At 61.6% G+C, this 13655-nt stretch carries 15 protein-coding genes; 5 read left to right on the top strand and 10 right to left on the bottom strand.

Annotated elements, in window-relative coordinates:
* Positions 1-55: 55 nt before the first annotated feature.
* The gene (locus P7C00_RS06035) at positions 56-2182 is read left to right on the top strand and encodes a DUF4132 domain-containing protein (RefSeq protein ID WP_404938303.1); all 2127 of its coding nucleotides are present in this window, start codon (positions 56-58) and stop codon (positions 2180-2182) included.
* A gap of 58 nt (positions 2183-2240) precedes the next feature.
* Here the strand turns inward: P7C00_RS06035 and rplS are convergent, their stop codons facing one another.
* The 5 genes from rplS to ffh form a co-directional block, all read right to left on the bottom strand.
* Positions 2241-2591 carry a 50S ribosomal protein L19 gene (gene rplS / locus P7C00_RS06030; RefSeq protein ID WP_007927677.1) on the bottom strand — a complete coding sequence of 117 codons (351 nt, stop codon included), beginning with the start codon at positions 2589-2591 and terminating at the stop codon, positions 2241-2243.
* 45 nt (positions 2592-2636) lie between these two features.
* Positions 2637-3410 carry a tRNA (guanosine(37)-N1)-methyltransferase TrmD gene (gene trmD / locus P7C00_RS06025; protein WP_170001093.1) on the bottom strand — a complete coding sequence of 258 codons (774 nt, stop codon included), beginning with the start codon at positions 3408-3410 and terminating at the stop codon, positions 2637-2639.
* Positions 3392-3928 carry a ribosome maturation factor RimM gene (rimM, locus tag P7C00_RS06020; RefSeq protein WP_346633492.1) on the bottom strand — a complete coding sequence of 179 codons (537 nt, stop codon included), beginning with the start codon at positions 3926-3928 and terminating at the stop codon, positions 3392-3394. The genes trmD and rimM overlap by 19 nt, the downstream gene beginning before the upstream one ends.
* A 5-nt stretch (positions 3929-3933) precedes the next feature.
* Positions 3934-4185 (bottom strand): 30S ribosomal protein S16, encoded by a 252-nt coding sequence (gene rpsP / locus P7C00_RS06015; RefSeq protein WP_007927680.1) that lies wholly within the window; start codon positions 4183-4185, stop codon positions 3934-3936.
* 249 nt (positions 4186-4434) lie between these two features.
* Complete coding sequence (gene ffh, locus P7C00_RS06010) at positions 4435-5811, bottom strand: signal recognition particle protein (RefSeq protein WP_346633493.1); 1377 nt, start codon at positions 5809-5811, stop codon at positions 4435-4437.
* Between the two features lie 208 nt (positions 5812-6019).
* On the opposite strand from ffh, the gene P7C00_RS06005 reads away from it, so the two are divergent.
* From P7C00_RS06005 to P7C00_RS05995, 3 genes are all read left to right on the top strand, one after another.
* Positions 6020-6832 (top strand): inner membrane protein YpjD, encoded by an 813-nt coding sequence (locus tag P7C00_RS06005; RefSeq protein WP_123727600.1) that lies wholly within the window; start codon positions 6020-6022, stop codon positions 6830-6832.
* Between the two features lie 9 nt (positions 6833-6841).
* A complete protein-coding gene (locus P7C00_RS06000) occupies positions 6842-8071 on the top strand; it encodes a transporter associated domain-containing protein (RefSeq protein ID WP_346633494.1) in 1230 nt (409 codons plus the stop codon).
* Positions 8072-8307: 236 nt separating this feature from the next.
* Positions 8308-9624 (top strand): MFS transporter, encoded by a 1317-nt coding sequence (locus P7C00_RS05995; RefSeq protein WP_404938302.1) that lies wholly within the window; start codon positions 8308-8310, stop codon positions 9622-9624.
* 77 nt (positions 9625-9701) lie between these two features.
* On the opposite strand, the gene purT is transcribed toward P7C00_RS05995, so the two are convergent.
* The 5 genes from purT to P7C00_RS05970 form a co-directional block, all read right to left on the bottom strand.
* Positions 9702-10883, bottom strand: a complete 1182-nt coding sequence (gene purT, locus P7C00_RS05990) for a formate-dependent phosphoribosylglycinamide formyltransferase (RefSeq protein ID WP_404938301.1) — start codon at positions 10881-10883, stop codon at positions 9702-9704.
* Between the two features lie 99 nt (positions 10884-10982).
* Positions 10983-11450, bottom strand: coding sequence for a preQ0 transporter (locus P7C00_RS05985; protein WP_346633497.1), 468 nt, complete (start codon positions 11448-11450; stop codon positions 10983-10985).
* A gap of 116 nt (positions 11451-11566) precedes the next feature.
* On the bottom strand, positions 11567-11782 hold the full coding sequence (locus P7C00_RS05980; RefSeq protein ID WP_025127551.1) for a DUF1289 domain-containing protein: 216 nt from the start codon (positions 11780-11782) through the stop codon (positions 11567-11569).
* Positions 11779-12303 carry a gamma carbonic anhydrase family protein gene (locus P7C00_RS05975; RefSeq protein WP_404938300.1) on the bottom strand — a complete coding sequence of 175 codons (525 nt, stop codon included), beginning with the start codon at positions 12301-12303 and terminating at the stop codon, positions 11779-11781. The genes P7C00_RS05980 and P7C00_RS05975 overlap by 4 nt, the downstream gene beginning before the upstream one ends.
* 56 nt (positions 12304-12359) lie before the next feature.
* The gene (locus P7C00_RS05970; RefSeq protein WP_102878492.1) at positions 12360-12959 is read right to left on the bottom strand and encodes a CoA pyrophosphatase; all 600 of its coding nucleotides are present in this window, start codon (positions 12957-12959) and stop codon (positions 12360-12362) included.
* Between the two features lie 135 nt (positions 12960-13094).
* Between P7C00_RS05970 and P7C00_RS05965 the strand changes: the two genes are divergently transcribed.
* On the top strand, positions 13095-13646 hold the full coding sequence (locus P7C00_RS05965; protein WP_404938299.1) for an NUDIX hydrolase: 552 nt from the start codon (positions 13095-13097) through the stop codon (positions 13644-13646).
* The last annotated feature ends 9 nt before the right edge of the window (positions 13647-13655 follow it).

Below are 13655 nucleotides of genomic sequence, written 5' to 3'. Positions count from 1 at the left end.
CGATCGGCGATAAAAAATGCGATCATCCGCGCACTGAAAACGGAGACCCGCCGCCATGGATGCCCTGCCCACGCCTTCGCTCGTCGCACACCTGCAGCAACGCCTGAACGCCGACAGAGTGGATCATCCGAATTTCTTGGGCCCGCCGCTCGACATCAGCCCACTGACACCCGCTCAACTGGGCAGCCTGTGGCCGGCTATCCGCCGAGCCCTGCGCGACCCTGCCAACCCGGCTGCGCAGCAACTGGCGACCTCGATTGTGCAGCAGGCCACACAACTGGAACTGAGCCCAGCCCTCGATCAAACCACCCTGCTAGAGGCGCTGCGCACCTGCCTGAATTGGCAGGAGGCGGTGGAGCAACTCGCCTGTTTCAGCGGTACACCGAACGCCGCCCTGGCCGAGGAACTGCGCAGGACCCTCGATGAACCCTGCACACAGTGGGCGGCGAATTACCACCAGGCGTACGTGCTGGCGCAATGGGTGGATGAAGAGGCTCAGGCGGCGCTGCGGCGTTGCGTGGAACAGCACTACGCCGATGCCCCCTACGCCCGGCAGGAGTTCGAACGGCTTGGGCAACTGGAACCCCGCTCACAGCAGGTCCTGGCCGGCAGCGAGTACTGGACCGGCCATCATCACCTGAGTGCTGACCCGGCCAGGGTGCTGGTGGATGACGCGGCCTACGTCGAATTCTCACAGCAGATCCTCAGCACCGCAGCCCTGCGCCTGGACGCTATCCACAGCGGCGCCACACCCTATGTGGCCGATGGCGCCTTCACCACCCATGACACCCCGGTGATCGCCCGCGCCGCCCGGGTCGCCCTGCTGCGCGATGCCTCCTGGCTGCCACCGCTAATGGACATTTTGCTGCCCAAGGCCTGCGTCGCCCCGACCCAGGCCAAGACCGCCCCGTCACAGTCCCTGGCCATTGCACTGGGGCACTGCATCGAGCAGGTGCCAACCCCGGAAAGCGTGCAGGCCCTGCGCAACGCCCTGAGCCTGGTGCGGCATGCCAGTATCCAGAAAAAACTCACACGCAACCTCAAACCTGCCGAACGCGGCCTGGCCCAACGCCCCGAAATCGCCCTGCGTCTGGCCCCCACCAGCACGCCGAGCAAGGCCCAGCACGGGCTTCTGGCCAGTTGCCTGGAGTCCGGACTGTGGCAAGCCTTTGAGCTGTCTTTCAGCGACTGGCGAAAGCAATTGGCGGACTCCGCCGTGGGCTCGCCCTTTGCCCGCTCATTGGTCTGGGTTGCCCATTGCGGGCATGCCCAACGCCGCAGCTTCCTGCTGAACGCGGATGCGCAAGCGGTAGACCCCTGGGGCCAGCCGCTAAGCCTGGATGCCGGGTGCAGAATTTCACTGTGGCACCCGCTGTCAGCCAGCGCCGCAGAGCGCCACGCCTGGCAAAACCTGATCAGCGAACGCCGGATCAAACAACCGCTGCGCCAGGTGTTTCGCGAGTACTACCTGCCGTCCCAGCAAGAGCGGGAAAGCCATACCTGCCAGGCATTCGCCGGCTACAGCCTGTCCATCCGCCCACTGATCGGCCTGGCCCGCCGCGAAGGCTGGAAGATCGACAGGGACAGCGGCCTGAGCCGCAACCTGGGTGATATCCGGGTGAGTTTTGCGGTGGACGCAGCACTCTATCCGGGGCTGCAGGGGCACTGCCTGTCCGGTAGCGCAAGCTTCGCTCGACGCGTCGATAAATACTGGCAGCCAATACTGCTGCTGGATGTGCCGCCGCAGGTGTTTTCAGAGGCCTGCCGGGCCATCGACCTACTGGTCAGCGTCAGCAGTTTCGCCATCGAAGAACTGGCACAGACTGCCACCGGCCAATCCTTGCCGCAAATGCCAGCGGCCAAGCGCGAGCAACGCCTGAATCTGTTGGCCGAGCACAATCTCACCCAGATGACGCTGATGCGCCAACACGTACTGAGCACGGCTTTCGCCACGCTTATCGAGGAGGGGGTGTTGTCGATGGAGGGGCGCCATGTCCGCGTCGGCGAGCATGCGGTGCATCTGGTCACCGGGCGCGTGACGCGCGATGGAGAACCCGTGGAAGTGGCCCTGGCGGCACAAAGTGGCAAATTGACCGCCCTGCCCTGGCTGCCTTATGACGAGGTACTGCTGGAACGGATCGCCAACACCGTCTGCGCCCTGCTGAACCGCTCCGAGCACTAAATGACAGGCAACAAAAAAGCAGCCCGTAGGCTGCTTTTTTCTGCATCGGAAGCTGGACTTAAACCAGTTTTTCCTTGATGCGAGCTGCTTTACCCGACAGGTCGCGCAGGTAGTACAGCTTGGCTTTACGCACGTCACCGCGACGCTTAACAGCCATGCTGTCGATCTGCGGGCTGTAGGTCTGGAAAGTACGCTCTACGCCAACACCGTTGGAGATTTTACGTACGGTGAACGCGCTGTTCACACCGCGGTTGCGCTTGGCGATAACTACGCCTTCGAACGCCTGCAGACGGGAACGATCGCCTTCCTTCACTTTCACCTGAACGACAATGGTGTCGCCCGGGGCAAAGGCTGGGATCTCTTTGGTCATCTGCTCTGCTTCGAGTGCAAGGATGATTTTGTTGGTCATGCTGTGCTCCTAAGGTAAATCGTCGGATCTACCATCGATACGTTGTTAACTATCGTCCCGCTCGCGGAGATATTCCTCGAGCAGCTTCTTCTCTTCTCCAGAAAGCGAGCGGCTTTCCAGAAGATCGGCGCGTCGTTCATAGGTCCGACCAAGGGACTGCTGTAAACGCCAACGCCGGATGTGTGCGTGGTTGCCACTTAGCAACACGTCGGGAACACGCTGATCCGCATACACCTCCGGTCGGGTGTAGTGCGGGCAATCCAGCAGACCGTCCGTGAAGGAATCTTCCTCCGCGGAATCCACATGCCCTAAAGCTCCGGGCAGCAGTCGCGTAACCGCATCAATCAGGACCATCGCCGGCAGCTCGCCACCGGAGAGTACATAGTCGCCAATCGACCACTCTTCATCGACATGAGCTTCAATAAAACGCTCGTCAATGCCTTCATAACGACCAGCAATCAGGATCAATGCATCCTCATTCGCCAACTCGCGTACCGCCGACTGATTCAGTTGACGGCCTTGGGGCGACAGGTAAATCACCTTCGCACCCTCCCCGGCTGCGTTTCTGGCCTGAACCAGTGCATCCTCCAGGGGCTTGATCTTCATCACCATGCCAGGGCCACCGCCAAACGGGCGATCGTCCACAGTGTGATGTCGATCCGTGGTGTAGTCCCGCGGATTCCAACAGGTGAGCTGCAAGAGCCCCTGTTTCACCGCGCGGCTGGTTATGCCGTATTCGCTGATGGCGGAAAACATCTCGGGAAACAAACTGATCACTTCTACGCGCAAGTTAGCCACGCTTAGAAGTCCGCATCCCATTCCACCTTCATCTCGCCTGCCGCCAGGTCGACGCTCAACACACATTGCTCGGTATAGGGCAACAAGCGTTCACGATCATCCAGGCTGCCAACGCAAGGCTTGACCACCATTACATCGTTCGAGCCGGTCTCCAGCAGGTGATCGATCTGCCCGAGCAGTTGCCCGAGGGTGTCGATAACCTTGAGACCTTGTAGCTGGTACCAGTAGTACTCGCCGTCGGTCAGTTCAGGGAACAGGTTGCGCGGCACGCAGATCTCGTAACCGGCCAGAAGACGAGCTTCTTCGCGATCATCAAGACCCTTGAGCTTTGCGACCAGGAACTTGTCGTTCCCGCGTCCGCTGACCAGCTCAACCTGTTTCACGCTACCTTCGCGCTTGAGCGTCCAGGTTTTGTAGTCCAACAGGTTTTTAATCGGATCAGTAAAGGAAAAGACCTTCACTTCGCCGCGAACGCCATGAACAGAGTAGATTTTGCCGATAACGATCAAATCATCAGCAGGAGCTGGCGTCGCGTTCATAGGGTTCAGGCTGCAGCCTTAGCCGATTCCTTCAGCAACTGAGCAACGCGCTCAGAAGGCTGTGCACCAACGCTCAGCCAGTAGGCTACGCGCTCTTGGTTCACGGACAGGCGGACTTCTTGACCACGAGCGATCGGGTTGAAGAAGCCAACTTGTTCTTTGTGCGAACCGTCGCGTGGGTTACGGCTGTCGGTCACGGTCAAGTGGTAAAACGGGCGCTTTTTGGAGCCGCCAAGGGCAAGACGGATTGTTAGCATGTGAACATCGTTCCTGTAGTCGGTGCTGCAAATCTAAATGCACAGCGGGCATGGGTGCCCGAAAGGCCGCATATTCTAAGGAATATCCGGACTTTTGCAAATGACTTTTTCCGGCGCCTATCGGCTGCCACTCAGATTTGCTATGGAGCCGCCGCAAGCGGCAGCGAGTGAGCGCGCCCCAATCGAGGGTTTGCTCGAGATTCCACGTCCCCGTGGAAAAGCGCCGACATGACTGTCGGCGCGGATTCTTCACATTTTCGGCATGCCGCCGCCGGGCAACATTCCGCCCATGCCGCGCATCATTTTGGCCATCCCGCCCTTGGCGGAGAACTTCTTCATCATCTTCTGCATCTGCTTGTGCTGCTTGATCAAGCGACCGATGTCCTGCACCTGGGTGCCAGAGCCCATTGCGATCCGACGCTTGCGCGAACCGCTGATCAGCTCAGGATCGCGGCGCTCGGCCGGGGTCATGGAGTTGATGATGGCTTCCATCTGCTTGAACTGCTTTTCAGCGGCGTTCTGTGCGTTGCCCATCTGCGACAGGTTAACCCCGCCGATATTCGGCAGCTTGTCCATCAGACCACCAAGGCCGCCCATGTTCTTCATCTGCTGCAACTGATCGCGGAAGTCTTCGAGGTCGAAGCCCTTGCCCTTCTTCAGCTTCTTGGCCAGTTTGTCGGCCTTTTCCTTGTCGAGAGTCTGCTCGGCCTGCTCGATCAGGCTGAGCACGTCGCCCATGCCGAGAATTCGCGAAGCAATACGCTCAGGGTGGAACGGCTCCAGGGCCTCGGTCTTCTCACCCATACCGATGAACTTGATCGGTTTGCCGGTGATGGCCCGTACCGACAGCGCGGCACCACCACGGGCGTCACCGTCGACCTTGGTCAGGATCACACCGGTCAGCGGCAGCGCGTCGCCAAAGGCCTTGGCGGTGTTGGCGGCGTCCTGGCCAGTCATGGCGTCGACCACGAACAGGGTTTCCACCGGCTTGATGGCCGCGTGCAACGCCTGGATCTCGTCCATCATCTCGCTGTCGACGTGCAGGCGACCGGCGGTATCGACAATCACCACGTCGATGAACTTGAGCTTCGCTTCCTTTATAGCCGCCTCGGCAATGGCCACCGGCTTCTGGCTAAGATCAGAAGGAAAGAAGGTCACGCCAATGTCATTGGCCAGGGTTTCCAGCTGTTTGATCGCTGCCGGACGGTATACGTCAGCAGACACCACCATCACGCTCTTTTTCTTGCGCTCTTTAAGGAAGCGCGCGAGCTTGCCGGCAGTGGTGGTCTTACCCGCACCTTGCAGACCGGCCATCAGGACCACTGCCGGAGGCACGGCGCTGAGGTTCAGGTCTTCGTTGGCCGCGCCCATCAGGCTTTCCAGCTCGGCCTGGACAATCTTCACAAAGGCCTGGCCCGGGGTCAGGCTACGGGACACTTCGGTGCCGACCGCACGCTCCTTCACCGAGTTGACGAAGTCTTTGACCACCGGCAATGCGACGTCAGCCTCGAGCAACGCCATGCGCACTTCACGCAAGGTGTCTTTGATGTTGTCCTCGGTCAGCTTGGCCTTGCCAGTGACATGGCGCAGCGTCTGCGAGAGACGGTCGGTTAGGTTTTCAAACATGCTCGATCCTTTCAGGCCCAAGGTAGACCGGGGTAATGGCGGCCCAGAGCTTAATAAACAAGAGCTCGATGAGCCTGCGGCGTGGGCAGGTCGCGGATTATAGCGAAGACTGTGCGTGGCGGACACCTCGCCGTCTGCTTGCGTGGTCTTTCAGGGCTGTGGGTTCTATGCCAAACTCAGCGACTTTCGGGCCTGCCTAACAGGATTTATGCTCCCCTTGTCACCCAGTTTGCTACCCACCCTCGCCGCCGCCGTCCTTTATGCCGCTGCGACCTTCTATCAAGGCTCTCGCCTGGCCACAGGCGCCAAGGCGAACAAGCGCCTGCTGGTTATGCTGGGCATCCTGGCCCTGCTCGCCCACGGCATCAGCCTGCTGACCCATTTGCTGACCCCGGTCGGCCTGGGCCTGGACTTCTTCAGCGCCGCCAGCCTGATCGCCGCAGCGGTCATCGCCCTGACCCTGCTGGCCTGCTGGCGGATTCCCGTGGAAAACCTGCTGGTACTGCTGTTCCCCCTCGGCGCCCTGACTGCGCTACTGGCGCAGTTCGTGCCTACCGGCACCGTGCCTGTGATCGATGAGGAACCGGGGATTCTCGCCCATATCCTGCTGTCGATCCTGGCCTACGGCATGTTCACCATCGCGGTGTTCCAGTCCCTGTTACTGCTGGTGCAGGACCATCAGCTGAAAAACAAGCACCCCTCCGGACTGATCAGGAACTTCCCACCCCTGCAAACCATGGAAAGCCTGCTGTTCGGCTTTCTCTGGGCCGGCTGGACCCTTCTCTCGCTGTCGCTGATCTCCGGCTGGCTGTTCGTCGAGAACCTGTTCGCCCAGCACCTGGTGCACAAGACCCTGCTGGCCTGCCTGGCCTGGGTGGTGTTCAGCGTACTGCTGTGGGGCCGCAACCGTCTGGGCTGGCGCGGACACAAGGCGATTCGCTGGACCCTGGCAGGTTTCTGCCTGCTGATGCTGGCGTACTTCGGCAGCAAGCTGGTTCGTGAATACATCCTGCACATCTGACGACCGGCCATGACCGACTCCCTGCCCTCCGGGCCCATGCTTGCGGTAATCGCCCTGCTCATCGTCTGGTCAGGCCTGTTCACGGCCATCGATGCTGCCCAACAGCACCTGCTGACCCAACGCAACGGCTCGCGCCCGGGCGACAAGCCGACGGCGCGACTGGCCTTTCCCAAGGAAAGCCTGATCCTGTGCAACACCCTGTGCCGAGTCCTGGCAGTGATCATCAGCACCTTGGTGGCACTGTTCTACTGGGCGGAAAACGGCCCCTGGCTGGCCTGCCTGATCAGCACCTGTGGTTTGCTGGTGCTGGCCGAATACCTGCCCCGCACCCTGGCACTGCGCTACCCGGAAAGCACCCTGAGCTTTGGCAACAGCCTGCTCGCCATCCCCATGAAGATCGTCTATCCCCTGGCCTGGCTGCTCCAGGCCATCGGCCAACTGCTATTGCGCCCTTTCGCCACCAAGACCGGCGCGGTCAAACACAGCGACGACGACCCGGCCCTGCAGGATGAAGAACCCGCCCCCCAGGAACATCACCCGCTGTCCGGCATCCATGCCCTGGACAACATCACCGTCAATGACATCCTGGTGCCTCGCAGCGAAGTCGACGGCATCAACCTGGACGACTCCATCGACGAGATCATCGCCCAGTTGCGCCTGAACAAACGTACGCGCCTGCCAGTGTTCCACAGCGATATCAACCAGGTGGAGGCGGTACTCAATACCCGGCAGATCCGCCACCTGCTGCCCGACGCCAGCCTGACCAAAGAAGCCCTGCTGGCGGCCTGCCACGAACCCTACTTCGTCCCCGAAAGCACCCCTTTGCAGTTGCAACTGCTCAACTTCCACAAGCAGCAACGGCGCCTGGGCATGGTGGTGGATGAATACGGTGAGGTATTGGGCATCGTCACCCTGGAAGACATCCTCGAAGAAATCGTCGGCGAGTTCGAAAGCGAGCACAGCCTGGACAACCCCCACATCCACCCCCAGGCCGACGGCCGCTATGTGGTGGAAGGCGCTGCCTCGATCCGTGAACTCAACAAGAGCCTGGGCTGGCACCTGCCCAGCGACGGCCCCAAGACCCTCAACGGCCTGGTCACCGAAGCACTGGAGACCATCCCCGACAGCGCCGTGTGCCTGAAGATCGGCCGCTACCGCCTGGAGATCCTCGAAACCGAGGAAAATCGTGTCAGCCGCGTGCTGATCTGGCACACCAGCAGCACCCCCGTCATCGCCTGACGCTCCCCCGTCCCTGAAGCCCTTGTTGAATCGTTAGGGGCCTTTCTATAATCGGGCGGCTTACCCAAGCTCCGCAGCCCCGCGTGCTACCCGCACTCAGCGAGATCCTGCAGCCATCATCCGCCACTGTTCGACGCGGCTCCCATCCCGAGCAGCGACCGCGCCAAACCCACATCCCTGGGTGCTCGACCATAATAATTCGCTCCACTGGAGCACAGACTGTCAGGGATATCCGCATGACGACCAGCACCGCCTACAGCGCCTCCGCGCCTGCTCAACCTGCCAACTCCACGACGCGAGTGGCCACCGCCAGCTTTATTGGCACGGCCATCGAGTTCTACGACTTCTACGTCTACGCCACCGCCGCCGCGCTGGTGATAGGGCCGGTATTCTTTCCCCAGACCTCCGGCACCGCCCAGATGCTCTCGGCGTTCCTGACCTTCGGCATCGCCTTCCTTGCCCGCCCCCTGGGCTCGGCACTGTTCGGCCACTTCGGCGACCGTATTGGACGCAAGTCGACCCTGGTTGCCTCGCTGCTGCTGATGGGCGTGTGCACCACCCTGATCGGCGTACTGCCAGGCTACGCCAGCATCGGCGCCTGGGCGCCGATCCTGCTCTGCGTACTGCGCTTCGGCCAGGGACTGGGGCTGGGAGGCGAATGGGGTGGGGCTGCCCTGCTGGCCACCGAGAACGCTCCGCAAGGCAAGCGCGCCTGGTTCGGCATGTTCCCGCAACTGGGGCCCTCCATCGGCTTTCTCGCCGCCAACGGCCTGTTCCTGGCCCTGGCCATGGGCCTGGATGACGAGCAGTTCCGCTCCTGGGGCTGGCGTATTCCGTTTCTGCTCAGTGCCGCGCTGGTAATGGTGGGCCTGTATGTGCGCCTGAAGCTGCACGAAACCCCGGTATTCGCCAACGCCGTGGCACGCCAGGAACGGGTAAAGATGCCGCTGGTGGAGCTCTTCAGCCAGTACTGGCTGCCAGTGCTGCTGGGCGCCGCGTCGATGGTGGTGTGCTACGCGCTGTTCTACATCTCCACGGTATTTTCCCTGAGCTACGGCGTCTCGACCCTGGGCTACAGCCGGGAAACCTTCCTCGGCCTACTGTGTTTCGCCGTGCTGTTCATGGCTGCGGCCACTCCACTGTCGGCCTGGGCCAGTGACCGCTTCGGGCGCAAACCGGTGCTGATTGTCGGTGCCGTGCTGGCGATTCTCTCCGGCTTCACCATGGAACCCTTGCTGACTCAGGGCTCCACCGCCGGCGTGGCGCTGTTCCTGTGCATCGAGCTGTTCCTGATGGGGGTGACCTTCGCCCCGATGGGCGCTCTGCTGCCGGAACTGTTTCCGACCCACGTGCGTTATACCGGCGCTTCGGCGGCTTATAACCTGGGGGGCATTGTCGGTGCTTCGGCGGCACCCTTCTTCGCCCAGAAACTGGTGACGATGGGCGGGTTGAGCTGGGTGGGTGGCTATGTTTCGGGGGCGGCGATCCTGAGCTTGATCGCGGTGCTGTGCTTGAAGGAAACGCGGAATAACGATCTGAATCGGATTGCCTGAGCGGCCGCTTCGCGAGCGAGCTCGCTCCTACAGGTTCAATGCAAACCTTGTGGGAGCGACCTCGCTCGCGATGCTTCTCAGAGCTCGACCACTACCGCTTGCGCAGCGCGGGTCGCCTTGGCCCGGGCGGCTTCGATGGACTCATCACGGGCCAGGGCCACGCCCATGCGCCGCTGACCGTTGACTTCCGGCTTGCCGAACAGACGCAACGCAGTGTCCGGCTCGCTCAGGGCAGCCCCCAGATTGGCGAAGGCGGTCTGAGTGGATTTGCCTTCCACCAGAATCACCGCCGAAGCCGATGGCCCGAACTGGCGGATCAGCGGAATCGGCAAGCCGAGGATCGCCCGCGCATGCAGGGCGAACTGCGACAGATCCTGGGAAATCAGGGTCACCAGGCCGGTGTCATGGGGACGCGGCGACACTTCGCTGAACCACACCTGATCACCCTTGATGAACAGCTCCACGCCGAACAGACCACGGCCGCCCAAGGCTTCGGTCACCGCCTTGGCCACGCGCTCGGACTCGGCCAGAGCTTTCGGGCTCATGGCCTGGGGCTGCCAGGATTCCTGGTAGTCGCCCTTTTCCTGACGATGGCCGACCGGGGCACAGAAGGTGGTGCCGCCAACGTGGCGCACGGTCAGCAGAGTGATTTCGTAGTCGAAGTCGATAAAGCCTTCGATGATCACCCGGCCCTTGCCGGCACGGCCGCCTTCCTGGGCGTAGTCCCAGGCTTTCCGCACGTCGTCGACGCTGCGCAGCAGGCTCTGGCCCTTGCCCGAGGAGCTCATCACCGGCTTGACCACGCACGGGAAGCCCAGGTCTTGCACGGCCTTGGAATAGTCTTCGAAGGTGTCGGCGAAATGGTACGGCGAGGTCGGCAGGTCCAGCTCTTCGGCGGCCAGGCGCCGGATGCCTTCGCGGTTCATGGTCAAGGAGGTGGCCCGGGCGGTGGGGATTACGGTGAAGCCTTCGGCTTCCAGTTCCACCAGGGTCGCGGTGGCGATGGCTTCGATTTCCGGAACGATAAAGTGCGGCTTCTCGGCCTCGATCACCGCCCGCAGGGCCGCACCGTCGAGCATGTTGATCACGTGGCTGCGATGGGCCACCTGCATCGCCGGCGCATTGGCGTAGCGGTCCACGGCAATCACCTCGACACCCAGGCGTTGCAGCTCGATCACCACTTCCTTGCCCAACTCACCACAGCCACAAAGCAAGACGCGGGTCGCGGTTGGCGACAATGGAGTTCCGATACGAGTCATCTGAAGGTCCTCAAAGGAGCGGATCATCGAGGGCCGAGCGCCAGGCGGGCGACCCATGGGGAAAGAGCGCGGCATTTTACATGAACCGCAGCCTTTGGCTCAGCCGGCGCACGCCGCTTTGCGCAAACGCCAAGCCATGGCCAACCAGACCACGGTGACCCCGGCGAATTTCGAACCCAGGGCGGTGAAGATCACCCCCGGGGTCAGGGCATCGATCATGCCGAAGAAGATGAAAGTATCCAGGGGAATGCTCAGGGCCGAGCTTATCCACAGACGATCGTGCAGGGGTCGCTTGGTGATGCTGAACACCAGCCAGTCGATGCATTCCGAAACGGCAAAGGCGGTGGCACTGGCCAGGGCGATGGTGGGGTCGGAGGTCACGTAGGACAGCACCAGGGCCGCCAGCATGGCAATGATGGCGCCGTGGCCAAAGCGGGTCTGCACCATGTCGCGCAGGACGAAGACCAGCCCGCCCCAGGCCGACCAGATGATGTCCAGGTGCGGGGCAACGGAAAAGGCATAGTTGATCAGCACGACACTGCTGATATAGGTGATCAGGAAGAGCATGAGGGCGAAAAGTACCTGTCAGGAAGGTGAACAGGTTACTGCAGGCGCGGGTTTGGGCCAAGAAACCCTTTCACCGGCAAGCCACCCACACCAGGCTTGCCGGCGACAAGGGCGGATCAGCTCGCCGAACTGGAGCCGATCATCCACAGCAGCCCGCTGGACTTGGCCCGTTCATGGCACAGGGCCAGGACCGCACGGCGCTCGGTATTGTCCATGCGGCTCCAGCGGGTGATTTCATCCACGGTGCGCTGGCAACCGGTACAGATGTCTTGTTCGTCCAGGGCGCAGATGCTCACGCAAGGCGAGGCAACGGGTCTTTCAGGGGTTGTCATTGTTCTTGCTCAACCAGGTCTCGGGCATAACGTTGAGCATTATGAACGTAGTGGGCAGCGCTGGCTTCGAGCATTTTCTTCTGGGGTTCGGTCAGTTCGCGTACCACCTTGCCCGGCGAGCCCATGACCAACGAACCGTCAGGTATTTCCTTGCCTTCGCCGATCAGCGAGTTGGCGCCGATGATGCAGTTCTTGCCGATCATCGCGCCATTGAGAATCACCGCGTTGATGCCAATCAGGCTGTAGTCGCCCACGGTGCAGCCATGCAGCATGGCGTTATGACCAATGGTCACGCCGGTGCCCAGAGTCAGCGGAAACCCCATGTCGGTATGCATCACGGCGCCGTCCTGGACGTTGCTGTGCTTGCCGATCAGGATCAACTCGTTGTCGCCACGCAGCACAGCGTTGAACCACACGCTGGCCCCCTCCTCCAGCTTGACCTTGCCCACCAGCGTGGCATTCGGGGCCACCCAGCTCTGTGGATGGGTGTCGACTCGGGCATCGCCCAGGCGGTATTTCATCTTATTGTCCTCATGGCTCAGGCAGCCGCGGGTTCATGCCATGCGAGGCGATGGCTTCAGGTATCGATAAAGGTTTTCGGCGGGTGATGCAGGCTGATCTTGGCGTCGTACAGCAGGTTGACCAGTTCGACGACCATGATCGCGGTCAGGCCCCAGATCTTGTACTCGCCGAAGCGGTAGCTGGGGACGTACCAACTGCGACCCTGATAGTCGATGCGATGGGTGTGTTCACGGGGGTCCTGGCGAAAGAACTCCAGGGGGACGCTGAAAACGGCGGCGATCTCGGCATCATTGGCCTGGTATTCGACATAGTCGGGAATCACCCCGACGTAAGGCGTGACCTTGATCCCATGCAGGGAAATCAGCGGACTCAAGGGCCCGATGACTTCCACCAATCCCGGCGGCAGGCCGATCTCTTCCTCGGCCTCCCGTAGCGCGGTGAAGATCAGGTCCGGGTCTTCCGGATCGCGCCGGCCACCGGGAAAGGCCACTTCACCACCATGGGTCGAAAGCCCGCTGGCGCGAAGGGTCAGCACCAGCTCCGGTTCATCGCTGCGGGTGATGGGCACCAGCACCGCAGCCTCGGGAAAACGACGGTCGGTCTCCAGCGTTCTTGGCGTGTAATGGCTTACCCGATGAAGTAGCTCGTCCAGCATGAGGCATCTCGATCTGTTGGCTACCGTGCATCATGCACCAATCCAATCAGAGGCCCAACCCCCGCACCTGTAACGACAACTTGCCGACAACCGGGCGGCGCGCCAAGATAGCCCCAGCCTTTTCGGATACCCCACATGAAATTTTGCAGCCAGTGCGGCAACCCGGTGACCCAGCGCATTCCCGAAGGCGACTCGCGCCTGCGTTTCGTCTGCAATCACTGCCAGACCATTCACTACCAGAACCCCAACATCGTCGCCGGGTGCCTGGCCACCTGGGAGGGCAAGGTATTGCTCTGCCGGCGCGCCATCGAGCCGCGTCTGGGCTACTGGACCCTGCCGGCAGGCTTCATGGAGAACGGCGAGACCGTGGAACAGGCGGCCATCCGCGAAACCTACGAGGAGGCCTGCGCCCGGGTACGCAACCTGAACATCTACACCCTGATCGACGTACCGCACATCAGCCAGGTGCACGTGTTCTTTCGCGCGGAACTGGCCGACCTGGACTTCGCCGCCGGCCCCGAGAGCCTGGAAGTGCAGCTGTTCGACGAAGCCGATATCCCTTGGTCCGAGCTGGCTTTCCGCACCGTCGGCCGTACCTTAGAATGCTTCTTCGCTGACCGGCGGACACAGGCATTTGCCGTGCGCTCCGAATCCATTCCGCCGCTCTCTCAGCCTGCCATCAGTTAAACAATAAAA

Source organism: Pseudomonas sp. JDS08PS003, assembly GCF_045013505.1.
Classification (GTDB): Bacteria; Pseudomonadota; Gammaproteobacteria; order Pseudomonadales; family Pseudomonadaceae; genus Aquipseudomonas; species Aquipseudomonas protegens_B.
Note: the sequence above shows the minus strand (reverse complement) of the source record. Positions and strands in the feature narration are given on the sequence as shown.